This is a genomic window from Chitinophaga sancti (assembly GCF_034087045.1).
Lineage (GTDB): Bacteria > Bacteroidota > Bacteroidia > Chitinophagales > Chitinophagaceae > Chitinophaga > Chitinophaga sancti_B.
In genome coordinates, this window is the sequence record NZ_CP139247.1 from 345426 (window position 1) to 370957 (window position 25532).

General features: G+C 43.8%; 24 protein-coding genes. 12 read left to right on the forward strand and 12 right to left on the reverse strand.

Annotated elements, in window-relative coordinates:
- Positions 1 to 112: 112 nt before the first annotated feature.
- Positions 113 to 871 carry an SDR family NAD(P)-dependent oxidoreductase gene (locus SIO70_RS01410; protein WP_320578773.1) on the forward strand — a complete coding sequence of 253 codons (759 nt, stop codon included), beginning with the start codon at positions 113 to 115 and terminating at the stop codon, positions 869 to 871.
- Between the two features lie 58 nt (positions 872 to 929).
- Positions 930 to 1838 (forward strand): helix-turn-helix transcriptional regulator, encoded by a 909-nt coding sequence (locus SIO70_RS01415; protein WP_320578774.1) that lies wholly within the window; start codon positions 930 to 932, stop codon positions 1836 to 1838.
- A gap of 75 nt (positions 1839 to 1913) precedes the next feature.
- Here the strand turns inward: SIO70_RS01415 and SIO70_RS01420 are convergent, their stop codons facing one another.
- The 4 genes from SIO70_RS01420 to SIO70_RS01435 all read right to left on the reverse strand — a co-directional run bounded on the left by SIO70_RS01420 (position 1914) and on the right by SIO70_RS01435 (position 7961).
- Positions 1914 to 2258 carry a WGR domain-containing protein gene (locus SIO70_RS01420; RefSeq protein ID WP_320578775.1) on the reverse strand — a complete coding sequence of 115 codons (345 nt, stop codon included), beginning with the start codon at positions 2256 to 2258 and terminating at the stop codon, positions 1914 to 1916.
- 77 nt (positions 2259 to 2335) lie between these two features.
- On the reverse strand, positions 2336 to 4915 hold the full coding sequence (locus SIO70_RS01425) for a TonB-dependent receptor domain-containing protein (RefSeq protein ID WP_320578776.1): 2580 nt from the start codon (positions 4913 to 4915) through the stop codon (positions 2336 to 2338).
- Between the two features lie 58 nt (positions 4916 to 4973).
- Positions 4974 to 5360 carry an HYC_CC_PP family protein gene (locus SIO70_RS01430; RefSeq protein ID WP_320578778.1) on the reverse strand — a complete coding sequence of 129 codons (387 nt, stop codon included), beginning with the start codon at positions 5358 to 5360 and terminating at the stop codon, positions 4974 to 4976.
- A gap of 135 nt (positions 5361 to 5495) precedes the next feature.
- Positions 5496 to 7961 carry a DUF4132 domain-containing protein gene (locus SIO70_RS01435; RefSeq protein ID WP_320578780.1) on the reverse strand — a complete coding sequence of 822 codons (2466 nt, stop codon included), beginning with the start codon at positions 7959 to 7961 and terminating at the stop codon, positions 5496 to 5498.
- 155 nt (positions 7962 to 8116) lie between these two features.
- Here SIO70_RS01435 and msrA point away from each other — a divergent pair, with 155 nt between their 5' ends.
- The gene (gene msrA, locus SIO70_RS01440; protein ID WP_320578782.1) at positions 8117 to 8611 is read left to right on the forward strand and encodes a peptide-methionine (S)-S-oxide reductase MsrA; all 495 of its coding nucleotides are present in this window, start codon (positions 8117 to 8119) and stop codon (positions 8609 to 8611) included.
- Positions 8612 to 8744: 133 nt separating this feature from the next.
- On the opposite strand, the gene SIO70_RS01445 is transcribed toward msrA, so the two are convergent.
- The 5 genes from SIO70_RS01445 to SIO70_RS01465 all read right to left on the reverse strand — a co-directional run bounded on the left by SIO70_RS01445 (position 8745) and on the right by SIO70_RS01465 (position 12112).
- A complete protein-coding gene (locus SIO70_RS01445) occupies positions 8745 to 8933 on the reverse strand; it encodes a hypothetical protein (protein ID WP_320578784.1) in 189 nt (62 codons plus the stop codon).
- A 1-nt stretch (position 8934) separates the two neighbouring features.
- Entirely contained in the window at positions 8935 to 9417 is a 483-nt protein-coding gene (locus SIO70_RS01450) for a hypothetical protein (protein ID WP_320578786.1), read from the reverse strand.
- The gene (locus SIO70_RS01455; protein WP_320578788.1) at positions 9404 to 9718 is read right to left on the reverse strand and encodes a hypothetical protein; all 315 of its coding nucleotides are present in this window, start codon (positions 9716 to 9718) and stop codon (positions 9404 to 9406) included. Before SIO70_RS01455 ends, SIO70_RS01450 begins: the two co-directional genes overlap by 14 nt.
- 272 nt (positions 9719 to 9990) lie before the next feature.
- On the reverse strand, positions 9991 to 10668 hold the full coding sequence (locus SIO70_RS01460; RefSeq protein WP_320578790.1) for a response regulator transcription factor: 678 nt from the start codon (positions 10666 to 10668) through the stop codon (positions 9991 to 9993).
- A complete protein-coding gene (locus tag SIO70_RS01465; protein WP_320578793.1) occupies positions 10658 to 12112 on the reverse strand; it encodes a HAMP domain-containing sensor histidine kinase in 1455 nt (484 codons plus the stop codon). Before SIO70_RS01465 ends, SIO70_RS01460 begins: the two co-directional genes overlap by 11 nt.
- Positions 12113 to 12210: 98 nt before the next feature.
- Here SIO70_RS01465 and SIO70_RS01470 point away from each other — a divergent pair, with 98 nt between their 5' ends.
- The 3 genes from SIO70_RS01470 to SIO70_RS01480 all read left to right on the forward strand — a co-directional run bounded on the left by SIO70_RS01470 (position 12211) and on the right by SIO70_RS01480 (position 16068).
- A complete protein-coding gene (locus SIO70_RS01470) occupies positions 12211 to 14553 on the forward strand; it encodes an outer membrane beta-barrel family protein (RefSeq protein WP_320578794.1) in 2343 nt (780 codons plus the stop codon).
- A gap of 205 nt (positions 14554 to 14758) precedes the next feature.
- Positions 14759 to 15436, forward strand: a complete 678-nt coding sequence (locus SIO70_RS01475) for a helix-turn-helix transcriptional regulator (protein WP_320582079.1) — start codon at positions 14759 to 14761, stop codon at positions 15434 to 15436.
- A gap of 236 nt (positions 15437 to 15672) precedes the next feature.
- Positions 15673 to 16068: a hypothetical protein gene (locus SIO70_RS01480; protein WP_320578796.1), complete on the forward strand. Its 396-nt coding sequence runs from the start codon at positions 15673 to 15675 to the stop codon at positions 16066 to 16068.
- Between the two features lie 37 nt (positions 16069 to 16105).
- On the opposite strand, the gene SIO70_RS01485 is transcribed toward SIO70_RS01480, so the two are convergent.
- Positions 16106 to 16453: a helix-turn-helix domain-containing protein gene (locus SIO70_RS01485; RefSeq protein WP_320578798.1), complete on the reverse strand. Its 348-nt coding sequence runs from the start codon at positions 16451 to 16453 to the stop codon at positions 16106 to 16108.
- Between the two features lie 123 nt (positions 16454 to 16576).
- On the opposite strand from SIO70_RS01485, the gene SIO70_RS01490 reads away from it, so the two are divergent.
- Positions 16577 to 17575 carry an MBL fold metallo-hydrolase gene (locus tag SIO70_RS01490; protein WP_320578800.1) on the forward strand — a complete coding sequence of 333 codons (999 nt, stop codon included), beginning with the start codon at positions 16577 to 16579 and terminating at the stop codon, positions 17573 to 17575.
- Positions 17576 to 17602: 27 nt separating this feature from the next.
- Positions 17603 to 18472: a helix-turn-helix transcriptional regulator gene (locus SIO70_RS01495; RefSeq protein WP_320578802.1), complete on the forward strand. Its 870-nt coding sequence runs from the start codon at positions 17603 to 17605 to the stop codon at positions 18470 to 18472.
- Between the two features lie 297 nt (positions 18473 to 18769).
- On the opposite strand, the gene SIO70_RS01500 is transcribed toward SIO70_RS01495, so the two are convergent.
- Positions 18770 to 20068 carry an alpha-L-fucosidase gene (locus SIO70_RS01500; protein ID WP_320578804.1) on the reverse strand — a complete coding sequence of 433 codons (1299 nt, stop codon included), beginning with the start codon at positions 20066 to 20068 and terminating at the stop codon, positions 18770 to 18772.
- 222 nt (positions 20069 to 20290) lie between these two features.
- On the opposite strand from SIO70_RS01500, the gene SIO70_RS01505 reads away from it, so the two are divergent.
- From SIO70_RS01505 to SIO70_RS01520, 4 genes are all read left to right on the forward strand, one after another.
- Positions 20291 to 20980 (forward strand): hypothetical protein, encoded by a 690-nt coding sequence (locus tag SIO70_RS01505; protein ID WP_320578807.1) that lies wholly within the window; start codon positions 20291 to 20293, stop codon positions 20978 to 20980.
- A gap of 197 nt (positions 20981 to 21177) precedes the next feature.
- Positions 21178 to 21978, forward strand: coding sequence for an SDR family oxidoreductase (locus tag SIO70_RS01510; protein WP_320578808.1), 801 nt, complete (start codon positions 21178 to 21180; stop codon positions 21976 to 21978).
- Positions 21979 to 21981: 3 nt separating this feature from the next.
- The gene (locus SIO70_RS01515) at positions 21982 to 22878 is read left to right on the forward strand and encodes a helix-turn-helix domain-containing protein (protein ID WP_320578810.1); all 897 of its coding nucleotides are present in this window, start codon (positions 21982 to 21984) and stop codon (positions 22876 to 22878) included.
- Positions 22879 to 23062: 184 nt separating this feature from the next.
- Positions 23063 to 25021 carry a six-hairpin glycosidase gene (locus SIO70_RS01520; RefSeq protein WP_320578812.1) on the forward strand — a complete coding sequence of 653 codons (1959 nt, stop codon included), beginning with the start codon at positions 23063 to 23065 and terminating at the stop codon, positions 25019 to 25021.
- Here SIO70_RS01520 and SIO70_RS01525 read toward each other — a convergent pair.
- Positions 25010 to 25453: a GNAT family N-acetyltransferase gene (locus SIO70_RS01525; protein ID WP_320578814.1), complete on the reverse strand. Its 444-nt coding sequence runs from the start codon at positions 25451 to 25453 to the stop codon at positions 25010 to 25012. The genes SIO70_RS01520 and SIO70_RS01525 overlap by 12 nt on opposite strands.
- Positions 25454 to 25532 lie beyond the last annotated feature (79 nt).

Genomic DNA, 25532 nt, shown 5'->3' on the forward strand with positions numbered 1-25532 from the left:
AGCAAAAATCAAATCATTTTCCAGAATGATTTGATTTTTGCAAAAAACAGATTGATTCCTTTAAACACCACCCGCCCATCCGCCGTTAACTTTGCTGTAAACATTACAAACAATGGCAAACAAAATAGCACTCATCACCGGCGGCAGCCGCGGCATAGGCCGCGACTCAGCTTTAAACCTTGCTGATAAAGGACTGGATATCATCATCACTTACAATACCCGCATCGAAGATGCACAATCCGTAGTCTCTGCAATCGAAGCAAAAGGTCAAAAAGCCGCTACTCTTCAACTAAACACCGGCATGATCAGCACCTTCGAAGACTTCGCCACACAGCTAAAAAACACCTTAACTACCCACTTCGGTACAGACCACTTCGATTACCTGATCAACAACGCTGGTCAGGGTGGATACAGCGCCATTACCGAAGTCACCGAAGCCTTCTTCGACGACCTGCTGAATGTTCACTACAAAGGCGTGTATTTCTTAACACAAAAACTCCTCCCGCTTCTGAATGACGGTGGTGGTATCGTAAATATCTCATCTGGCCTGACACGTGTATCATTCCCTGGATCTTCTGTTTATGCATCTTTCAAAAGTGCGGTTGAAACCTTCACCCGCTACCTCGCAAAAGAACTTGGCAGCAGAGGCATCAGGGCAAATGTAGTCGCACCAGGTGCTACTATGACCGATTTCGGCGGTGCACACCTGCGAAACAGTGCAGATACACAAAAAACAGTCGCCGGGGTTACTGCCTTAGGCAGAGTAGGAACTGCAGAAGATATCGGTGGCGCAATAGCTTTCCTGTGTACAGAGGATGCTCGGTGGGTGAATGGACAAAGAATAGAAGCTTCCGGCGGGATGCTTGTATAATAAAAATGTCTGCCGTACTGTGTACGGCAAACATTTAACTAATTACTACCTTTATTATATGCTTACCAATACCTCTCTCGAAGACTTTTACAAACGTAATGCCGCCACCTTTCCTGCCGGCATTACAAAGGATACCGGGCACTTCAATGTCTTTGATCCCCAAAAACTCTTTGACAAAGCCACAGGTAACCGCATCATGCCCTACAGCCGCAGAGCTTACTATAAGATCAGCTGGCTTAATGGCAAAAGCCGCGCAGAATATGCTGACAAAGTGATCGAAGTGGAACAAAACGCCCTCCTCTTCGCCACTCCAAAGATACCTTATCACTGGGTCCCTGCCGATAGCAACCAGCATGGCCTCTTTTGCATCTTTACAGCGGATTTTCTCATGCCCCGCAAATCAGGTGTCGTATTGGAAGAACTACCATTATTCCAACCCGGCCATGTGCCATTATTTCATTTAAGTGAAGATGAAGCCCACGAAGTAGCCTATATCTTTAAAAAGATGCAGAAAGAGCTGGCTTCAGATTACAAATTCAAATTCGACTTGCTCCGTAACCTCGTTATGGAGCTTATCCATTATGGTCAGAAGTTACAACCACTCACAGCGCTCAATACCACACAAAACGCCTCTCAACGTATTTCGATGTTGTTCCTGGAACTACTGGAAAGACAGTTCCCACTGGAATCGCCTGAACAAAGACTAAATCTGCGTACCCCAAAAGAATACGCAGACCGGTTGGCTGTACATGTAAACCACCTGAATAAAGTATTGAAAGAATCTACAGGTCGTACTACTTCAGAACTCATCAGCAAACGCCTGGTAGAGGAAGCTAAGATCCTGCTGAAGCAAACTAGCTGGAGTGTTGCTGATATTGCATATGTATTAGGCTTTGATGAAGTATCTCACTTCTCTAATTATTTCAAAAAACAAACAGCTGCTGCCCCGCTTACTTTCAGAACATAACCTCCGCTGATACCTCAAAGCACCCCACTATCCCCCCCTGCACTATCCAGATCTTTATCCACATGTAAATCACCCTCACCCCACAGCCACTTCCATCTCTTTGATGTTCTCCGCCGAAACAGGTACAATCTCCACCTTATCAGGAAACTGCGCTTCCAGCAAACTGGCTGCTGCTATTAAATCATTGTATAACTCTTTGGGAGGCAGGTCTTCTACCACAGGCTGATAACCCTTCTTTGTCTTTTCTGCAATCAGTTTTTTTGCTGCCTTGATACAGGCTTCTACTGTAGTAAATAATTTTGTATGAGCTTGTCCCGTTGTGCCGTATTTTCTAAATATTACAGTCAGGCTGGTTAGGTTAATCTCAATGTCCCAAAATTTGTGCGAATGCTCGTCCTTATAAATGATTTTCTTCTTCATGTAGTAATGGGGGCTAGGTTTTACAGCGCCAAATTATATAAATAATTTTAGCAACCTATGCCCCCATTATTCAATCATTAAATTTTATATCTCAGTCCTCCGTAAAACATTCTTCCAATCACCGGTCCCCACACCATACTCGCATCAAAACCAGCACTAAACGGCTGCCCCGCATTGATCACCGGATCCTTCTGGTAAAAATTAGTCAGGTTCTCTGCCCCGACATAAATATCCAGTTTCTTCGCAAATGTCTTACTCACCTGTGCATTCATCGTCACATAACTCTGAGAATACGCCTCCGGACTCACCGCCGTCATTGGTATACGCTTTGGCCCATTGTAATTCACTGTATAATCAAATTTCCAGGTCTTCACCCCATAGGCCAGATTTGCAAATACACGATGCTTAGCTGTCAGCGGTCGCTGTTTTAAGGTACCACTATAAGTCGTCTTTACATCAAAATAACGGTAAGCTACCCGCACATCCAGCTTAGGCAACGGCTCTGCTGTTATCTCCGCCTGCATACTATTGGAATAAGACTTCCCATCCAGGTTATAAAACTTCACCTCCGTAGGGTTTTCTACATCTACTACCACCTGGCTATTAAAATCATTCCTGAAATAATCCACACTCACCATCGCATCACGACCAAATAACGTTAGTCTCTGATCTATACTCACCCCTTTATTCCACGCTACTTCCGGATTCAATCCATACGCCTTTCCATCTGTCGCCCCTAAGATCTGTAACGTTCTCGCACTCGCCATCACACTCATATTCTCCGCCAGTATATTCGCTGTTCGCTGACCTCTACCCCCACTTACACGTACTGTTGTACCCGGAATAGGCTCATATCTCACATGGATACGGGGTGTCAGAAAAAAACCAAACAGGCTGTTATTATCTCCACGCAAACCAGCTACCACACTGAATTTCTCCACCGGCGCAAAAGTGTATTCAAAAAATGCCCCCGGTACCACTTCCGTTCTTTTATACTTCAGCGCATTGTATGACTCATTATAATCATCATTCAAAAAGCTGAAACCTGTTCTGAATTTATGGATTGTACTACCAATAATAGATTGATAGATCAGGTTCGCATATACACTCTTCTGATCACCATCATACTTCGTCAATCCAAAGAAGGAATTTTGCGTATGACTAATTCCGGCTAACTGCAAACCCACACTTTTGTAAGGCTTTGCCGGAAAGGTATACCCAATCTTTGCAAACGCTTCATACCTGTCAGTGTTGATCCCCAGTCCATACAATGAAGAACCGGATTTATAATCGATCTGTCCTCCCTTTTTTTCATCTTTCAACACCTTCACACCAAAGATGGTTATGAACCCTTTGCCATTATCATACTTCCACCTGTTCACAGCACTGAACAGATTGCCCGTTGGCACATCTCTAAAACCATCCTTGGTGAAATCTACTTTCTTATTCGCCAGGAAGTCGTCATGCAATAACAAACCAACTGACCATTTTGAATTGATCTTTTGCGCCAGATTTACATTCACATCCGTCTTGCCAAAGTCATTCACATACACATTGGCATATAATTGTTCACTGCTCTCAGGTTTCTTTAACTCCACATTGATCTGTCCGGCTATGCTTTCATACCCATTCGCTACAGAACCAATCCCTTTGGTCAGCTGGATAGATTCTACCCACGGACCCGCAATTGAATTCAATCCCAGTGGCGTAGCCAACCCTCTTGGACCAGGCAGGTTTTCCACTGTCAACTGTGTATAATTCCCACTCAGCCCTAATAACTGTATCTGCTTGGAACCCGTGATCGCATCATTATAAGATACATCTACTGATGGATTGGTTTCAAAACTCTCACTCAGGTTACAACAAGCTGCTTTCAACAATTCTTTACTCGTTACTATTTCTGTCCTTGCTGTAGCCAGCGAAGATATTTGCGTCGTCTTCACCCTTGAATTCACTGTAAATTCTTTCAACTGCTGCTCATTCACCCTGTAATGACAACACTCTGGTAATGCATTGTAAGCCTTTGCACTGGCCTTCCTGTTATCCACATCATGCCCTACTTTCAGTATACGCTCTTCAATGGTATTCAAATTAGTCTGTGAAGGATCATATTCAATTTGCAAAGTTTTAGTCGCTACATCCCAATGCGCCATACTCACCCCATTACCCTTTGCAGCAGTCTCAATTCTTTGCTGGCATTGTTCACAAGCGCCGGATACCGGGATCGTAGCCTGGTGAGCGGCAGTTACCGGTGGCATAGTTTGCTGAGCGCCGGATACTGGTGTCGTACTCTGCTGACCGCCTGATACCGGTGTCGTCACCTCATGTTCTGCACCTGCCTTCCTATACTGACAACACCCCGGCAATGCCTTGTAAGTCTTGTCACTGGCCTTCCTGCTACCCACATCATGCCCTACTTTCAGAATCCTCTCTTCAATAGTATTCAAATTAGTCTGAGTGGTATCATATTCCAAATGCAGGGTTTTAGTCGCTACATCCCAGTGCGCCATATTCACCCCATTGCCCTTTGCAGCAGTTTCAATTCTATGCTGACATTGGTCACAAACGCCGGATACAGATATGGATGTGTGTTTTTGTGCGGATAGGTTATTGATATAGCATAATAGGAAACCTATTAGCATAATAAGCTTATACATATAAATCTAAATTAAAAGGGAAAAATTACTGTTGGTTATTTAGACAAACACGGGGGTATCAAACTCTATAAATACAGTTCAGAATATAACTGGGGATAATACTATATAGTGGTGGCCCATTACCATAATTAAAGGAGTAAGGCAGATCTATAACAGGTGTAACAATCCATGATTTGAGCTGTACATTCAACAGCGTAAAGAAGAAAGTAGCGGGCACATTCATAGCTGCAGCAGAGAAATGACTATCCTCTACCTTCAGGGTCTTAAATGTCGTTTCACAACAACCCTTGTGTTGCTGATCCATCTCACAATGATGCCCATCAGCACTGGCCAGTCCAAGAGACACTTCCGCCAGTTTACCACAACAATAAAACTGCTTTACACCCAGACCAACTAGTGTCAGGGAGTAAAGCAGTAATAAACATATTGCGGTTACCCTTTTCATGTACCAGCAAAGGTACAACTCAGGATGTATATAATTTCAGATAAGATGTATATTATTTCAGCAATAGGCTACATTCATTTGTGATGATGTTCATCGCCCCAGGGCTGACCTCACCCAACCCTAAGTCACACATAATCAAAATGTTAATTGCTGGATAATGGTCGGATCCTGGATCTCTTTGTCCCTTGCGAGCAACAATACCTTGGACATTACTTCGGCCGACTTCGGATCGTCGTCTACAAATGGCAGGAACAACCTCCCTCTTTGCTGAGAATGCACCGGCAATACAGACAGGTACCTTCCAGGCATCATGTGTACAATGGCACTGCCCAGGTGTACGCTGTATTCGCCGTATTGCCCCTTAATTTTGGCGTGATTACCGATTACCTGCACGTTGTCCAGTTTAAATAACCGTGCCGTCTCTGTCAGCAACACCGCCCTCATTTCGATAGTTGAATGGCTCGCCTCCGGATCTACCCCACCTACATGCGCCACACTTACCACCAGGTCTATATCACGCATGACCTCACTGAAAATGCGGGGATCGATGTCTTTGAAAGCTACATTCTTATATGTCTTCAGGTCATGGAAGATCACCTGTTCCAACACCGGCGATTCTACTTCCGCAGGAGAGAACCAGTTCGCCTGTGCGTACATCTTCACCACAAAACCCTCTTTGTGGAATGCCTTCTGCAAACCTTCTTCATGATCTACTTTCCAGCCTCTTGACTTCAGCAATGCCACCGTCTTCGCTGGCTGTACCTGGTGCCCGGCATAACGGCGGGAGATAGATTTCTCTTCCAGCTCTTCGGCCAATGGGGTATATAGCTCACGGAAAATTTGTTTGAAAGGTTGTTGTAAGCGCTGTTCAAAACAATAATGCTGGTAATCGCCCCAGCTGCCACAGGCATAAAGATCTGTACAGTGCGCTATGCGTACCAATGCATCCGGCTTTATTGCAAACTGCTCACCTTTTGCTGATACCAACCTATTATCCTTCCAGAAACCATGACCTGTATCCGTCACAAACACCAGCTTTTCCAAATGCTTCGCGATCACTGGATGACTAAACAAATTAGCCAGCTCCGCCGCTTCAAAACCATCGCCTCTTGCCATAGCTTCTTCCAGTGATTTGCGGGAACGACGGAATTGCTCCTTCAGTGTTTTCTTAAACTCCTGTAGTTCCAGTACTTTCTTGTCCTTCTTGTATTTCGCCGGTACAGCAGCCAGTTTTTTATCCCCTCTAAAAGCGACTACATCTGCTTCACCATCCTCTTCAATGATCAGACCTATCAACACATCATCATACTGCACCTGTGTTTCTTTAGAAAGGATATTCTGCACCTGTTTGGTTTCCATGGCCCAGCTTAAGCGCATCGGATCAGCATATCCTGCATTCCTTGCCAGGTTCTCCATCGCAATACGGATTGCAATGCCTTCGCTGGTTTGCTTCTGCGCACCAAACTGTTTACTTTCCTTTTTGAATTGCTGGATGTATTCATATCTGCCAAGTATATCCTTTTGTGGGTTTGCCTTGCTCAACGGAATCAATCCATACATACGCAGGTAATCCTGGTCTCTTTTCTCTTTCACCTTTTGTGTCACCTCTTTAATCTTCAGATCACCAGTGATCACATCGGCATACAAACGCGCCCTGCGATGACCATTTCCATCACTGATGTATTTTGCAGCATTATATACTTTCTGCCAACGGTCTTTACCTATTTCCTTGTACGCCTGCTGGAACCAATCTTTATCCACCGCACCATCTTTAAAGTCCTGTAATTCGATAGAGGTATACAATGCAACAGCACTTTCAAAATCCGCATTCTTCGCTGAATAGGCATCCGACTTAGTATGCACATGCAACCACCAGATAGCGGTATCCAATCCCTTCCAGTTCAGACAACCACTTACCAGCTGTTGCCATTGTGGCGCATACACCGCTGCCTCTATCAATCGTTCTTCTTTTACACTGATAGCTTTCATAGCCTCATTAAATTGCGCCTGCGTATCAGTAGCAGATGGATAACATTTTTTAAGCAGCGAACTAAATAGCTGTTGTTTATTTTTATGATCAGCAGAATAAATGTATCCTTTATGCAGGGAGTCTTTTCCCAGGCCAGCCAGTATCTGAGCAAAACGATGGATACCTTCCAGTCTTTCTATTTCAGTAACAAAAGCAGATACAGGCGTAGCAGAGTCACCACGTTTCAATTCAATATCCAGCAGGTGTTCTCTCACACGGTTATACATAGTTTGCAGGAAAGGATAGTTGGCAAATATGGCATACATTCCATCTTCAAACGCCAGTAGTGCTGTTTCCTGCGCTTTTGTCAGATCTGCTTTTTCTTCATTGTAATTGCTTCCAAAACCGATCTTGCCATTGGCAGCTTGTCCCTCCATTTGTTCACTGGTCAGGTATGGCAATGCATTTGTTCCCGTTTTTTTAGTATTGTATGCATGTACCTGTTGTTTGACCACGGCAGTGATCAGCTCCTTCACTGTAGGTTGGGTTCCAATGTCATCCAGCTCTATTTTTTGTTTTTCAAGAATGGTATGTTTACGTCCCGCTTGTTTAATGTTGACAATTACGAACATCAGGGTTAAAATTTAAACAATCCGGTGGCAATATATATAAATTATCTGACGAATGATCACCGTTTTTGACAGCGTGTGCCCTTTAACTGCTAAAATGACTGTATATTTCCCTTTGGCATAAAAGATGATATTTATCAGTAATAAAAGTAGATAACATGGCTAATCAAACTGCAATACTTGCTGGTGGTTGTTTTTGGGGTGTAGAAGAGCTCATCCGTGAATTACCGGGTGTAATCAATACGCATGTGGGTTATACGGGTGGTGATGTGCCAAATGCGACATATCGGAATCATGGCTCCCATGCAGAGGGCATCAAAATAGAATTCAATCCTGAGGTGATTTCTTATCGCCAGTTGCTGGAATTCTTTTTCAAGATTCATAATCCGACTACCCGGAATCGCCAGGGGAATGATATAGGTATGTCTTACCGGTCTGCTATCTTTTACCTGGATGCAGCACAGCAGGAAACAGCTGAAGCGCTGATAAAAGAACTGGATGCAGCAAAGATCTATCCTAATCCGATCGTAACAGAGGTGGTACCTGCGGGTGATTTCTGGGATGCAGAAGAGGAGCATCAGGATTATTTACAGAAACATCCAAATGGATATACTTGTCATTATATCCGTCCGGAATGGGCATTGACGAAATAAGATTAAAGTTATACATACAAGGGCCTGCTGATGGTTATCAGCAGGCTTTTTTTAGTTTACATTATTTTGCCGCCTGAATAGTGAATAAACCAAAGGCGGCTCGGTGAGCCGCCTTTGGTTTGATGAGGAAGTTTTAACGGCACTTGATGGGAGGCGCCGGGGATTTTTCTATCCTCACGCTGCTTGCAAAATATTTCAGACGGACAGCAAGTGCTTCTTCAAAGGTCAGGTCTACTTTACCTATATAACCTATCACGTGATGTTTACCTTCTCTTTTATCTTCTTCTATCATTTCTTCAAAACCTGAAATAAATTCAGCCATATTAAAAACCATTTAAATTGTTAGTGAATAAATTGAATGTAGTAAACGACTTATCTGAATACTTTAATTGCCTGGTTGGATAATCCATATAAAGAAACCTATCCTGAAACAGACCGGCTATAAATGAATGTGTGTATGATAACGCATCCAGATCTGTCGCATCAAAGACAAACAACCCCATTCCTTTTCTTTGTTTTATCAATTCTTTGGTGGATAACTCTCCCACCCAAATAAAGCTCGGCATAACCTTCTTTAACAAAGCATCCTTTGATGGTTTTGGAATAGAAGGATCTTTTGCCAGATGATCTCTAAATGAATCACTGGATGTTAAAAACATCCGGATAAATAATGATGAATGCAGTGCGATATTCAGCTCAGGCGTGCAAAGTATAGTCTTAAATTTGATTTTGGCTTCTTTTGCGCTAAGGTGCATTTCCGGATGAAAAGGAACGATAAAGTGTGTTATTTTACTATAAAGCCACAAAATCACACGCCTTCAACGCCTCCTTCGCCACCACCGATCGCCCCAATATCCCCGGTACAATTGGCCTGACCACCATAAACCCCATATATTGCTTCGTTATCCTCTTCACCCCCTCGCTACTCCTGAAATTCCCCGCTACAATCTCCCCCTCAAATAGCGACAACCGAATACAATCCCTTCCATGCTCACCCTTCTTCGAAGAAAAATGAGCATAATAACTACTCCTATACACCTTATCCACATAAGGCGACTCAATTAAAAACCATATCGACTTCTTCAGCCGATCAATATGTCTTTTCAAATGAGTATCAAATAAATCTTCTGCAATCTCCAATGACACCTGAAATACCTTCTGAAGCAGTGGAATTAATATACTTCGTATTTCAGGATTGGAACAAATAACAATGGTATTGTCCATATAAAAACTGGGCACTAAAAAGTGAAACAATGGTTAATCTGGTTGCGTCTTTCGTATACGCAAGGTAACAACATTACTAACGCATAAAAAAATATTTTTCCTTCTACTCAATCCTAAAAAAACAATTGGATAAAAATAATTCTTCCAGCAAAATTTTAAACAATCAACTTATACCCCGCCCCTCTAATACTCATCAACTGCACCCCCGGCTCCCCCTTCAACATCTTCCTCAAATGACTCATAAACACATCCATACTCCTCGCATTATAATACGTATCATCCCCCCATATCTTCAACAAAGGCACCTGCCTTGGCACCAACGTATTCTTATGCTGCAACAACAACTCCAACAACGCCGCCTCCTTATAAGACAACGTATACCTCGCCACAGATGTCTCCAACTCCTGCGTCACCGGATCCAGCTTACAACTACCAAACACATACACAGACTCAACTTGCTGCCGCCCCCCGAATCTACTCAACAATGACTCCATCCTGATCAATAACTCCCCCATATTAAACGGCTTCCGCAAATAATCATTCCCCCCACTCTTAAACCCCTTAATCACATCCTCCGGCAATGACTTCGCACTCAAAAATATAATCGGCACCCCCGCATCCAACTTCCTGATATCCTCCGCCAATGTATACCCATCCTTTACCGGCATCATCACATCCAACACACAAATATCCGGCGGGGCACTCCTAAATAATTCCAACGCCTGACTCCCATCCGTCGCCAACACCACCTCATACCCACTCTGCCCCAAACCATCACTAATGATTTGCGCCAAGGTCAGCTCATCTTCTGCATACAATACTTTATACTTCATTATAAACAGGTAATTCTATGATAAATTCACTCCCCTTCCCCAACTCACTCACTACACGGATCTTCCCGCCATGCCTCTCCACTATCTGCTTTACATAATTCAACCCCAACCCGGACCCCTTCACATTATGCACATCCACATTATCCTGCACCCTAAAAAACCGCTCAAATATCCTCTCATGATAGATCTTAGATATCCCCGGCCCATTATCCTTCACACTGATTACAATATGCTTTTCTGTACACGCACAACTTACATCCACCCGCACATCCTTCCCCCCATACTTCAGCGCATTATCTATCAAATTATAAAACACATTCGTCAAATGCACCGGATCCCCATCTAAAAAACAAGGCTCCTCCGAAGGATGATAATGTATGCCTGCTGACTTATTCTGCAACTGCATCGATGTCACCACCTGCTCCAATCCCTGCTGCACATCATACAACTCCGACCGTAACCGCGTCTCCCCACTATCCACCTCATCTAAATTCAATACCTTCTCTATCATCATATTGAGCCGGTGCAACTCCGTCTTACTGATATTGATATACTGCAACAACTTCTCCGGATCCGCCGTCAGCTGATACCTCGTAATTGCATCTAATGCTGCCTCCATCACCGCCACCGGCGTTTTCAACTCATGCGTCATATTGCTCGTAAATGCAATCCTCGCCTGCGCATATATATGCTGATGCTTCAACAATCTAAACACAAAGTAAAACGCAGCCCCCGTCAATAACAACATCAAAAACGAAGACAATAAATAATACCGCATCTGATAAAACACAATCCCCCTCAATGAAGGCACCACCAACTGAAAATTATTATACAACCGGATATTGTAACTATACGGCTCACTATGATAATCCGCCTTCCGAACCTCTGCAGCCGTATGATGATTTAAAATTACCCCACTCTCCCAATCATACTTCACCACGAAGTACTTTACCCTAAGATGATTCTTCAACAACTCCTGATCTACCAAACTATCCAACCGGTTATACTCTACTGAATCTAAAACCAATTGCCCTTCCTCCGTTTCTCCATGTTCAAAAATACGCTGTATCTTATGCTTCTTCCGCTCATATTTCTTATTCGGTATCCTGATACTGATATCTACTATTGAACTATCCCCCGTCAAATCCGAATCAAACCGGCTCATCACCTTATGCCCTCTCATCCTGCTATACGCCTCTTTAAATTGCAACCACTCCGGCGACTGAAAAAAGCTCAAAAAGTTTTCATTCCCCTCATTCCCCGGCAATAAGCTCAGGAAATTACTACTCCTCACCACATTATTCACCACCTGGTCCAGGTCACGCTTTACCTGTACCTTCTGCGAACTGTACAACTGGCTCAACCACGCCACCTGCAATATGACACTGACGATCATCGCCACTATCACCAAAGGATATGCATACTTTTTAGAAAACCATTTCATGCTACAAAGATGGGGACTTTACCCTCCCGAAAATACGATTTAACCTTATTTAACCTAGTTTAACCGGCCTTAATATCACATCGGAGTACGTTTGTTTCATGAAAACGATCTCCATACTACTCCTGACCTTTATGCCGATTTTTGCAATCGCCCAGTCCAATATCAATGGCACTGTCACCGATACCGAAGGTCACCCGCTCGATGGGGTTACCATTACCCTCAGCCAGCAAAACAAATATATCGCCACCGCCATCACCGATCTGGGCCATTTCGCACTAAAAGACGTAAAAGGCATCAAAGGTCCAAATGGTATATCCAATGCGCCCTACACCCTTACCGCTACATCCATGGGTTATCAATCTTATACTAAAGAGTTACAACTCCCTGCCGATTCTATCCATATCATCCTACAGCCTGATCAAAAACAACTACAAGGCATCACCGTCTCCGCAGCCAAACCACTCATCGAGCGGCAGACAGATCGCGTGGTCTTCAATGTAGAAAACAGTATCATCGCCAGCGGCGGCACCTCCTGGGAAGCCCTGACCAAAGCCCCCGGGGTTACTGTCAACTCTGACAATTCCATCTCCGCTTACCGCAAAGACGTGCAGGTATACATGGATGGTAAACCGCTTCACCTCTCCGGCGATGACCTGGTGAATTACCTGCAGGGCCTCCCTTCTTCTACGATTACCAAAATCGAAGTCCTTACCAATCCCCCCGCCAGCTTCGAAGCCCAGGGTGGATCTATCATCAATATCGTCACTAAAAAAGTAAAGAAACAAGGCATCAACCTCGCCCTCAATGGCAACTATATACAGGGGATATACGGCTCGTACAATGGCAGCGCTACTTTCAACTACCGCAAGGATAAATTGAATGTCTATGGCAACTATGGTTACGGCCATAAACATACCTACATGGATAACAGAACCTATATCAATTTTGGCGATTCTTACTGGGCCACCAACGACCACACGGTACTGGAATCCAATAGCCACAACTACCGTCTCGGTGTAGACTACCAACTTACTGACAACCAGATACTGGGTGTGCTCGTGACCGGCAATAACCGCGCTGGTCATAGTAATGGCAACATCCCTACCCATATTTACAGTGCTGACAAATCTACCCTTGATTCCACCCTGCAAACCAACTCTACCGATAAAAAATATGGCAGTGGCTATACCTACAATATCAACTATAGCCTGAAAATGGATAGTGGTAAACGTAGTTTAAATGTAGACCTGGATTACGCCCCATACGCTACCAGCAGTTATGCACATGTAAACACCGATAATGATTATCGCATTTACACACCAACTACACAACATATCAACATTCTTTCCGGCAAGGCAGATTACGTCTACACACTCAATAAATGGAACCTTACCACCGGTTTCAAATACAGTAGCATTGAAAGCGACAACAAATTCACCTTCATAGAAAGTGATGTACTCATGCCAGACAAAAGCAATCATTTCAGGTACACAGAAAACACCTCCGCATTATACACCAGTATCTCCGGCACTTTCAACAAATTAACTGTACAAGGTGGCTTAAGAGCTGAATACACGAACACCCGTGGCTACTCCATCACACTGGATTCTTTAAACAAACGTAGCTACTTCAAACTGTTTCCCACCCTATACTTACAATATAACCAATTCCAGCTCACCTACAGCTACCGTATAGACAGACCCGAATACGCCCGCATGAACCCTGCCAGACATTATTCATCTCCTTACAATTACTATGTAGGCAATCCTGCCCTGCAACCGGCCTTTACGCACAATGTTGAATTGGCCTACACCTACAAAGAAAACTACACCCTTACTGCGAACTACACTTCTACCAGCAATATATTTACCAACGTAACGGTACAGGACAACGCGACCAAGACCTACTACATCACCCATCAAAACCTGGGGGCAAGTATCAATAGCGGTCTGCGTATCTCCGCCTCCTTTCATCCGGCCAGCTGGTGGGATGTAAATGCAGAAGCAGGTGGCTACTTCACACAGGAAAAATCGGCTTACCTGCAAGGTCACTACAACATCAAAATGTTCTCTTACGATGGCCGGTTGAATCAAACTTTCACCATCGATAAAAAGAATGGTATCGCTGCTGAAGTAACAGCTCAATACATTGGCCCCGGCATCCAGAATATCTATCGCAGTAAGGGATTGAGCGAAGTAGACCTGGGTGTAAAAGCAAATGTGCTGAAAGGTAAAGGTACCATCCGCCTCACCGCCAATGATATTTTCAATGCATTCACTTACCGGGTTAGCATCAATTATCTTGATCAGCAAAGTACCTTCTATCATAAGAATGAATCGAGACTGGCTACATTGAGTTTCTCCTTCCGCCTGGGCAAAGACATCAAAGCCGCCAGAAACAGAAACACCGCAAGTGAAGAAGAAAAAAGACGTGCGCAATAAGCACGTCTTTTTCAATCATATATTAATGCCACGCCTGCTATCTCCCACACTCATTACAGGTATAAATGGTTCTCATTGTTTGCTTATTATTGCTGTATAGCTTGCTGCTACAAAAAATCTGGAAAATATTTTAACTTTCAGTATCAATATTCACAACTACATACCGTCCCCTTCTCTACAACCCTACATCGATGGCTACCGCATCATCGATAGTGAGGTACTCATTGTCAATAGGGTACTACCGGGCACCGTACCTGTATTGGCACTGCGATTAAAAGGTCATATCTCTTCCCAAAATGAACCACTGCCTGGTTATTTGCTCTCTGGACTGAGAAAAACACCCCGCCTCATTCAATATCATGCAGGTACTTCCAACCTGCTGATATTATTCAAAGAAGGAGGGATCAATGCTTTTTTCGACATCCCTGCACATGAATTCTTCAATGAAAGTATCTCACTGGATAACCTGTTAGACATCGCCTTCCTGGAGGATCAACTGGGCGAAGGCACAGACTACATCGCCATCGTAGAAAATTTCCTGCTGCAACAACTCAAACACCGCACACCCGATCAGTTAATATTAGCAGCTACTAATGCGATCAAACAGCAACAGGGCAATTTAAATATCACCCAACTCGCCTCCTCCCTTTATATTAGTCAGGATGCATTTGAAAAACGTTTCAGAAAAGTGATCGGGACTACTCCAAAACAATTTGCAAGCCTTGTACGTATGCAATCCATCGTTAAAAACTATTCTTCTAAAGACTTCACCCACCTCGCCCTCGAAGCCGGCTATTTTGACCAGGCACACTTTAACAAAGCCTTCAAGCAATTCACCGGTCTCACGCCATCCAGCTTTTTCAACACACCTCCTCAATGGTAAAATCAATGATTTTGTACTATTCCTCTGAGAGGATAACAGCGAATCATTTATCTCAATGGTAAAATCAATGTTTTTTCACTATTCCCAGAGATGATACCAGCGAATCATTTACCTCAATGGTAAAATCAATGATTTTGTACTATTCCCAGAGATAATAACAACGAATCATTTACCCCAATGTTAAAATCAATGATTTTTTACTATTTCCCGGTTTGATACCAGCGCATCTTTGCTACATGAAACATTTACTCATCGCATTGCTGCTCTTCGCCGGCACCGCACAAAACACACAACACATGAAAGCTTTTGTCGTACTCGTCAAAGTACCGCTTACTTACACTACAGAACAAGCCAAAGCCGTCAATCCCCAATGGGAAAAAGCCATTGCTGACTGGAAAGCATCCGGTCATTACATCACCAGCTTTGCCTATCCGGGAGAAAGCAAAGTGATCGCTCAACAGGAAACATCAAAAGAAAATCTAAGGCAGGTAAGTAGCATCCTGCTACGTGCAGAAAATATAGATGAGGCAATGGTACTGGCCCAATCCTGTCCAATATTAAAATATGGGGGTAGCGTGGAAATCAGGGAAATCCCTAAGGGTGAACCGGCAATCTTTCCTCCTTTACAATAGGTAATGTATCTTCCCCTACAAGAGGTAATATTTCTTCCTATTCAATAGGCAATATTTCCTCCTTTACAATAAAAGAATTCCCCCACGCAGTCATTGCTTCCAATACAGGAATCAATGTCTCACCCAATTCAGTAAGAAAATATTCCACCTTTGGAGGCAACTGCGCATACACCACTTTCCGGATGATGCCATGTGCCTCCAATTCTTTCAATTGCTGATTCAATACTTGCCTGGATGCCTTTGGATTTTGCTGCTGCAATTGCCCGGGCCGGTTAATACCCTTGTAAATACCATACAGCAAACAAGGCTTCCACTTATTGCCAATGATCTCCATCGTCATGGCCATCCCGCAATCGAGGTCCTTTGGTATTTTACGCTCGTACATATCACAAAGATACACCACCTGTCAATAACCCGACATACGCATAATTTTATGCGTATGTCATAATCAACTGCGTACTTGACTCCAACGACATATACCGTGAATTTTGCCCTCAAAACAATCAAGATGAAACAAATTCTTTTTATTTTATTCCTGGCAATTTCGCAACATGCACATTCACAACAAACAAATTCTCAACAAGCCATTGCACAAAAAGTCATTCCGCAATACCCCAGTGCACAACAAGCCATTGCACAATTAAACCAACCCGGTTATTACCGCATTCAACTCGGCGACTACGAAGTGACTGCATTATCAGACGGCACTGTGCCTATCCACCTGCACGATATCCTCACCAATGTCTCGCATCAGGAAATCGATAGTTTAACGACACTCAGTTATCAAACACCTACCGAAGAAGCCTCTGTCAATGCCTACCTTTTAAAAATCAACGGCAAAAACATCCTCATCGATGCAGGCGCGGCTGAATTGTATGGCCCCACACTAGGCCACCTGCCGGAGAGCCTGCGCAAAATAGGCATCGCACCTGAACAGATAGACGCGATATTAGTCACACACATTCACACCGATCACACCGGTGGACTCATGCTAGATGGCAAAATGGTCTTTCCAAATGCCACCATTTACATCAGTAAACCAGAAGTAGATTTCTGGATGAATGAGAAAAACAAGACACCCCGCTTAGCCAGATGGTTCAAAGAAGCTGAAGACAAAGTAGGCCCTTACTTAAAAGCCGGTAAAGTAAAAACCTTTGAATATGGTATCCCACTCTTCCCGGGTATTACCCCCATCGATGCTCATGGACATACACCCGGCCACACCTTCTATGCATTAGAAAGCAAAGGCGAAAAGATGTTATTCATCGGCGATATGATACATGCCGCCAGCGTACAATTCCCAGACCCTGCCGTTACGATCAACTTTGATGTAGATGAAAAAAACGCTGCTATACAAAGAATCAAAACATTTAAAGATGCGGCTGCTAAAGGCTACTGGTTGGCCGCTGATCACATCTCTTTCCCTGGCATCGGTCATGTGAGGTCACAAGCCAATGGCTATCTATGGATTCCTATCAATTACAGCACATTAGGAGCTGGCCAATAAAAGGTTTGATTTTCTTAACTTTGCCCAATGGCAACAAGAATCAGTACCTGTATTGGCGCAGACTTAAAATCTAAAGGTTTTAAAGTACATGAAGTATCCGGCATCGTACCGGCCGCCGAAGTGCACGCCAGAAGGGATTATTATAAAATAGTGATGGTAACGGGGGATTTCATCCTGAAATTCGGAGATAAAACAATGGAGATAGATGGTACCTACCTTTTCTTCGCGAATCCGAATGTCCATCATACGATCATCCCCCGTTCCCTTGAAAGATCAGGCTATGCCTGCGTATTCACGGAAGATTTCATCGCCGGCAGGGAACTGACTGACCTGGTGCAGCATTCACCGCTATTCAGATCATCCGAATCTCCGGTGCTGCTACTAAACAAGGAACAGGTCGCATTTTTGTCCAGCATTTACAGGAAAATGCTCACCGTATATAATAGTGATTATGAGCACAGAGATGAATTGTTCCGCAACTGTATTGAACTCATCATTCACGAAGCCCTACAGATCCAACCTGCCAACCTGGACCTGCGGGAACACAATGCCGCTGCCCGCGTCACCCGGTCTTTTTTAGAATTGCTGGAAAGGCAGTTTCCCATCGACAACCCTGCAGAACCGCTCAGACTACGCACTGCACAGGATTTTGCCAACTCCCTCTCTGTACATACCAACTACCTGAACCGTACAGTGAAGGCCGTCACCGGCAAACCGACTTCCGTACTCATTGCCGAGAGAATTACCGCCGAAGCCAGGGCTTTGCTTCAACATACCAACTGGAGTGTGGCAGATATCGCCTATGGTCTGGGGTTTGAATATCCCACCTATTTTAATAACTATTTTAAAAGGATCACCGGCACCACCCCAAATGCCATCAGAACTACCAGGGTTTGAAAATCATACTTGGTTTGATTCTCTTTATTAAAAAAATCCCTGACATTTGTAATGAAAATTACGGAACCTCGAAGTATCCGCCATAAAAGAAATGCCAGGCATGTAAACAAAGCTTAAAACGATCGAATAACAGCCCCCATTATAAAAACTGCATTCACCCCGGACATAGAAATGTACCCCTGTGCACATGCCACACCCGCCACCAACTAAGTCTTGAAGAACCACCTGCAATCTGCCCGCCAGCTCACTTTCAAACAATCAGCGCTTCCGGATAACCAATAGTCAACCATTAAAACACTAATAGAGAGCGATCTTTCTAATATGCAATGGGCCCGCATTCCCCGTAATCATCAATCGCCACTGCTCCGCATTCACCGAACTAAATGTCTGAATCCGCTTATGTCCAACAGATTCTCCCGTCGCCACTTCTTTCCATTTATCCCCAATCATTGCCTGCAGACTATATTCTAAAATATTCTCCCCATATTCCAGGTCTTCCATGATCATTATCTGACTGGCTGCTTTTCCAGTCTTATTTCTGAACTCAATAATAGATTGAGTCATATTATTCCGCACAGCCAAAGGTGCTGAAAAAACCTGCTTTAAACGATGCCCAAGGCTATCAAAAACCAGGGAGTCCGCCTTTGGAATGAGGCCACTGGTATCCACCACCATACCGACCAGCATATTCGTATTCCTGCCTACACTCTTATAATACTTGTCCATCAGCTCCTTTACAGAAAACAGGTCCTTCTCTTCTCCGGCCTTCCACAACCACCCACCATTCCATGCGTAATTTCTACGAATAGGAAAATCAGATTCACCCGGGCACCAGTATTTCCCCTCCGGATCACCATGCAGATCATCTATTTTAACAACGCCATCTGAAGCCGTCGTTTCATTTGCCCTGCTCCATTGTGGATAAGCTGCAAAACCATCTTCATTACCAATCCAGCGAATAGTATTGCCGGCTTTCAATGGCCCCTGGAACAGGATGGCTTGCGGTTGCTTGTCATGAATCATTTTCACCACAGCTGCCTCCAACCCATTTTGCAAACCTCCATCAAACCAGATTTCAAACATAGGTCCATAGTTACTCCACAACTCATTCAATTGGGCCAGCACGGCTTTGGTATAAGCTTCGTCATGGGTGCCATAATAAGTGTTAGTATTTGTATTATAATACAGCCCTGGGCGTAAACCATATTTTTTACAGGAGGCGATAAAATCCTGCAGGATATCCTTTTTATAAGGGGTATGCCCTACATTATAATCATTCACGGCAGAAGGCCAGAGGCAAAAACCGGTACCATGCTTTACCGTGAGCACCGCATACTTTGCACCTGCCGCTTTTGCAGTCTTCACCCATTGATCTGTATTTAGTTTGGATGGATGGAAGATGGATAAATCAGGTAAGGTCTCTTTCTTTTTGTAATCAAATGATTCAGGGGCAAAGATGTTAATATCCAGGTGAATAATAACGCCTATCTCCGCATCTGCCCATTCAATCTGATCTTTCGATGGGAGCACCTGTTGAGAAAAGGATGGGATATACGCCAGCGTAATAAACAACGAAATTAGAGACAACCTGACCATAACGTTTCCATATTTCTATAAACTTACCTAATTTTGCATCTTTATCCTATACTTTATGCATGTTTATTCCCCCAACGACATTGTTTTGACCTTACTTTTTAAAGAGGTGTCTCCGCTACTGTGGCAGAAGTATAGGGCTTAGTTATAATTAGGGGAAAATTCCCCTGCCTACTCCATGTTACATACCCCATACCTTTGCAATAAAGTCAAAACACACCCAACATGAAGCACCTCAACAAACTGGTATTCTTATCTTTAGCATGCTATCTATCTTCCTGCGACGCCCCGCCATCTAATCAGACACACGACACTACTGCCGAAGTAGCAGCCGCTCCCACAACCGATAAAGAAATCGATGCAGTAGCTAACGAAGCAAGAGCCGCTGTCGATTCTATAGCAAACGAAGCTGGCACCCCGGCAACAAAAAAACACAAACACTATGCATCTGTGATTGAAATGATAGAGGAATCGGGTGACTTTACCCAGGAAAACGGTTCTATGAAAGTCATTTCCAAATCCCCCCTTCATATCCAGATCTCATCCGCTGCCGGCAACATTGACGACTTAGAACAAATGAAAAGGAATGCCATGCAGGAGTTGATTTACATCGCCTACGCATCATTCACCATGACAGACATTCCACAAATCACCATCACAACCGTACCTTATGATGCAGCGCAATTTATCGACCATCAAAAAATGGTCTTTCAAAAAGCCGCGTCTACGACTATTACCATTTCAAGAGAGAAAGCAAGACGGGTAATGCAGGCACGCCTCAGCACGAGTAACTTCGATGATATGTTTGGAGTACAGGTCGGCCAGCAATATTTCGCTGAATCTCCCAGTCCATTACTGGAAAAATTAAGAGCCACCTTCCCTATCGAAAAGGTTATTGACCAACTGAAATCATAATTTCATTACTGCGATAATTGGCGGAGATAATCAATAATCTGCCAATTATCGTCCTGGCTGTCCCCCCCGAATACCCGATAAAAACTGTGGCCGATTAGCAAATCATAACCATCAAAATCAACACTCAACGGCCAATTGACTACATCCTTCCGCCTTTTGGCTACATTTCCACGCTGTAGGCACCTGACCTTTGCGATATGAAAGTAACACTCATCACAGGCGCCTCAGGTGGCATCGGCGAAGCATTTGCCAGACAACTGGCCAAAGAAGGCCATCATTTACTAATGGTAGCAAGATCTGCTAATAAGTTGAAAGCACTCAGCGAACAACTCACTCAGCAATACAAAATCACCGCACACTACCTGGCTATTGACCTCGCAAAATCAGGCAGTGACCAAATCATAGCAGACGAAGTCGCTAAAAGAGATTTACAGGTAGATTGGCTCATCAATAATGCAGGCATCGGTACAGGCGGAGATCTGTTAGAATACACCCTGGATGAATACCTGAACATGATGCACCTGAATATGGATGCCATGGTGGCCTTAACTTATCAATTTCTTCCCGCTATGCGTGCGCGAAAAAGTGGAACTATCATCAATGTTGGTTCTATGGCGGGGTTCAATGGCATTCCTTATATGAATGTATATGCAGCGACCAAAGGGTTTGTGATGTACTTTACACAGGCGCTGTGGGAAGAAAACAGGTTGTACAATATTCAAACAATGCTATTATGCCCGGGTGCGACTGAAACAGGTTTCTTTGATGCAGCAAAGATAGGCGGGGAAAGAAAAAGTATGTTCTCTACCAAAAAAATGGAAACGCCTGAGCAGGTAGTCACTGCTGCCATGAAGGGCTTGCGAAAAAAATCTATATTGACCATCAGTGGGTTTCAGAATAAATTAATGAAAAGCATAGCGCAAATAATCCCGGTAAAAACAGCGCTGAAAATCTATGGAAATATGATGCGAAAAAGTCTGAACTTAGTTATAAAGTAGGGTATGATACACATCAAAAGCATTTCACAATATTACGCAGCATGCAATCTGGGTAAGCCGAAGCATCCATTGATCGGGGTATACCAGTTTCATGAAATGCCGAAAATAGAGATTGATGAAAATTTAAAATTCACCCTGAGTTATTATGTGGTAACGATCAAATATAATTGCGATTGTAAATCACAATATGGGCAGACGAATTACGACTTTGATGAAGGGATAATGGGGTTTACAGCACCGAACCAGGTGATGGGTGTGAATAAGGATTTTGAATTACCTAAAGCAGGGTGGTGCCTGATGATTCATCCCGATCTGCTGCAGGGTACGGAGTTGGCAAAGAAGATCCGGCAGTATGATTTCTTTCATTATGAAGTGAATGAAGCGCTGATTTTGTCAGCAGATGAAGAGCGGGATATAGAAGAACTTTTTAGGAAAATACAGCAGGAGATCAACAGGCCAATTGATAAATTCAGTCAGGATGTGCTGATTGCACAGCTGGATTTATTATTCACTTATAGTAATCGTTTTTATGACAGACAGTTTATTACGCGGAGGCCATTAAACAATAACCTGCTGTCTTCATTTGAAATACTGTTAGATGACTTTTTTTCTCAAAAAAGCACCAATACCGGCTTACCAACCATTGGGTATTTCGCAGATAAATTACACCTGTCTGCAAAGTACTTCAGCGATATGCTGAAACAGCTCACGGGGTTAACTGCACAGCAACATATACATGAAAAACTGATTGAGAAGGCGAAGGAAAAGCTCTCTACATCTGAGTTATCTGTCAGTGAGATTGCTTATGAGCTGGGGTTTGAGCATTCACAGTCGTTTAGTAAGTTTTTTAAAGCCAAGACGCAGCAAAGCCCTATGGAGTTCAGACAATCTATGAATTAATTTGTAGTTTTAATGCATGGATTTTATATTCAGACAGCCCCTAAAATAAAAACAGCATCTCCGGTCAAAAGTCCGGTACGATAGGAGTAGCATATGTTGAAAAAATTCAAAAGGCAGGAATAACATCACTTGAATTTTTCCATTTTAAATTGTAGCTTAACCCTCCTCAGCCAAAAAGATTGTCATGCAAAAACTACCAGTAGCACTCCTGCTATGCCTCCTTACGTGTAAACTCTCTATCGCCCAAACGGGCAGTGCCAAAGAACCGGTAAGATACATAGGCGGTGTAACCGTAGACCCTTCTGTTCACGACGGCCGCCTCCGCTGGGCCATCGGCGTGGAAAACAGGCAGGTGCTCAGGGCCAACCGCTCTCACCCTGAACTATCTGACAATTTCGGTTGGACCTACAACCACGCCCCCTTCATCGCCTACTGGAATCACCAATTTTACCTCCAATACCTCAGTAATCCAGTCAATGAACACGAAGCCCCCGGTCACACCCTCATTACGACCTCCAAAGACGGTCAGCACTGGACCCTGCCACAGGAAGTCTTTCCTCCTTACCAGGCACCTCCGGGTGTAAAAATTCCCGAAGGGTACAAGGGGTATATGATGCACCAACGCATGGGCTTCTATGTAGCACCCAACGGCCGCCTGCTCACAGTCGCCTTTTATGGTCATACAGAACACCCTTTCCGTGAAGGCGGCATCGGTCGCGTAGTCAGAGAAATTCACAAAGACGGCTCTTTTGGACCTATCCATTTTATCCGCTACAGCAGTTATAATAAATGGAATGAAAGCAATACCAGCTTCCCATTCTACACTCACTCCACCGATACAGGTTTTGTAAATGCCTGTACTGCCCTGCTCTCCGACAAGTTAATGAACTTCCAATGGCTGGATGAAGACAGCGGCAACGACGACTTCTATCCCAATTTCAAAACTTATAAAGACAGCGTGAACGCACTTTCCTACTTCCATCGCAAAGACGGCAAAGTAGTGGCCCTCTGGAAAAAATCCTGGACAGCCCTCTCTGACGATGAAGGCAAGACCTTTTCCAAACCAGTGAGAGTGCCTACTTTACTCATGGCTGGTGGTAAAAACTGGGGCCAGCGAACCAAAGACGGTCGGTATGCAATGGTCTACAATCCTATCGAAACACAGGAATACCGGTATCCACTGGCGTTAGTGACCAGTGATGACGGCATCATCTTCGATGATCTGCTGCTTGTACATGGCGAAGTTCCACCCCGCCGGTTTTATGGTAGATGGAAAGATTTTGGGCCTAATTATATAAGAGGTATTGAAGAAGGCAATGGTGTTCCACCGGGTAATGACATGTGGCTCGCTTACAGTGTGAATAAAGAAGATATATGGGTGGCACGTGTACCACTGCCGGTAAAGTATAAAGTCACGGGGCCGGTAAAAGATAATTTCAATGGTACAGGGAAAGATAGTTTCACCAGCGCTGGGAAAAACAATACCATCCACACAGGAAAAGACAATTCCATTAGTGATGGCAAAAGCAATTCAATCAGCGCAGGCAAAGATAATAGCATCAGTACTGTAAAAGACAATGCCATCAACCCGCTCAAAGACTGGAATATCTACGCCCCTCAATGGGCGCCCGTTACCATTGCGAACAACGCCTTGCGACTCGCAGACAAAGATCCTTACGACTATGCCAGAGCTATTCGCATATTCAAAGAAAGCACGCAAACAAAATTACAATTGAAAGTCTCTCCTCAACAAAACGACCACGGCATGCTGGATATCGACATCACTGACCGATTTGGCAACAGACCTGTGCGCATCAGTTTCAGTGAACAAGGGTACATTACCGCACAGGATGGGGATTCCATCAAACAGCTTCAACCCTACATACCCGGCACCTGGTACACCATCGACATCACGATTACCAATAAAAACTACGCTATTTCTATCAATAAAAAGCAGTTACTTCAACATGCACAACTAGCAGAAGCCGTAAAATCAGTAGAACGCCTTTCCTTACGCACGGGCCCTTACAGAAACTTACCCAATCGTAAAACACCTAATCAGGTAGAATCTGGTCCATTAGCAGGGGCAGACGATCCACTACCAGAAGCCGTGTTTTACATAGATGATGTACTAATTCAATAATAAATCACAATTCAATTCAACACCATCCACCATCGCCCCCATGTTTTTATAAAACTCAATTGCATGGTGGTTCCAATTGGATACCTGCCACCTTACCTTTTTACAATTCCGGGAACGGGCCAGTTCAATCACCGAATGCAACAAGCCCTTCCCCATTCCCTGCCCTCTAACAGCAGGCTGTAAATAAAGATCATCCAGGTACAACGCTTTCCCACTCCAGGAATAATACGTCCAGAAGAAAGTAGCAAACCCTACAATGATACCATCAGCCTCCACCACAAATGCCTGAAACAGCTCCTTATCAGCCAGCATCTGCTCAGGAGTAATACTGACCTTATCAACAGATTTCTGGAAAATAGCAAACTCGCGGATTAGCAAAAAAATAGCTGGAAAATCTTTTTCTGTAGCAAGTCGGATAGAAAATGGTTGCATAACTTTGTACTCTGAAATTTTGAAGGAATACCAATGAAAGGTAATGAGATTAAAGGAATTCTGCTAGCCCTTATTAAAT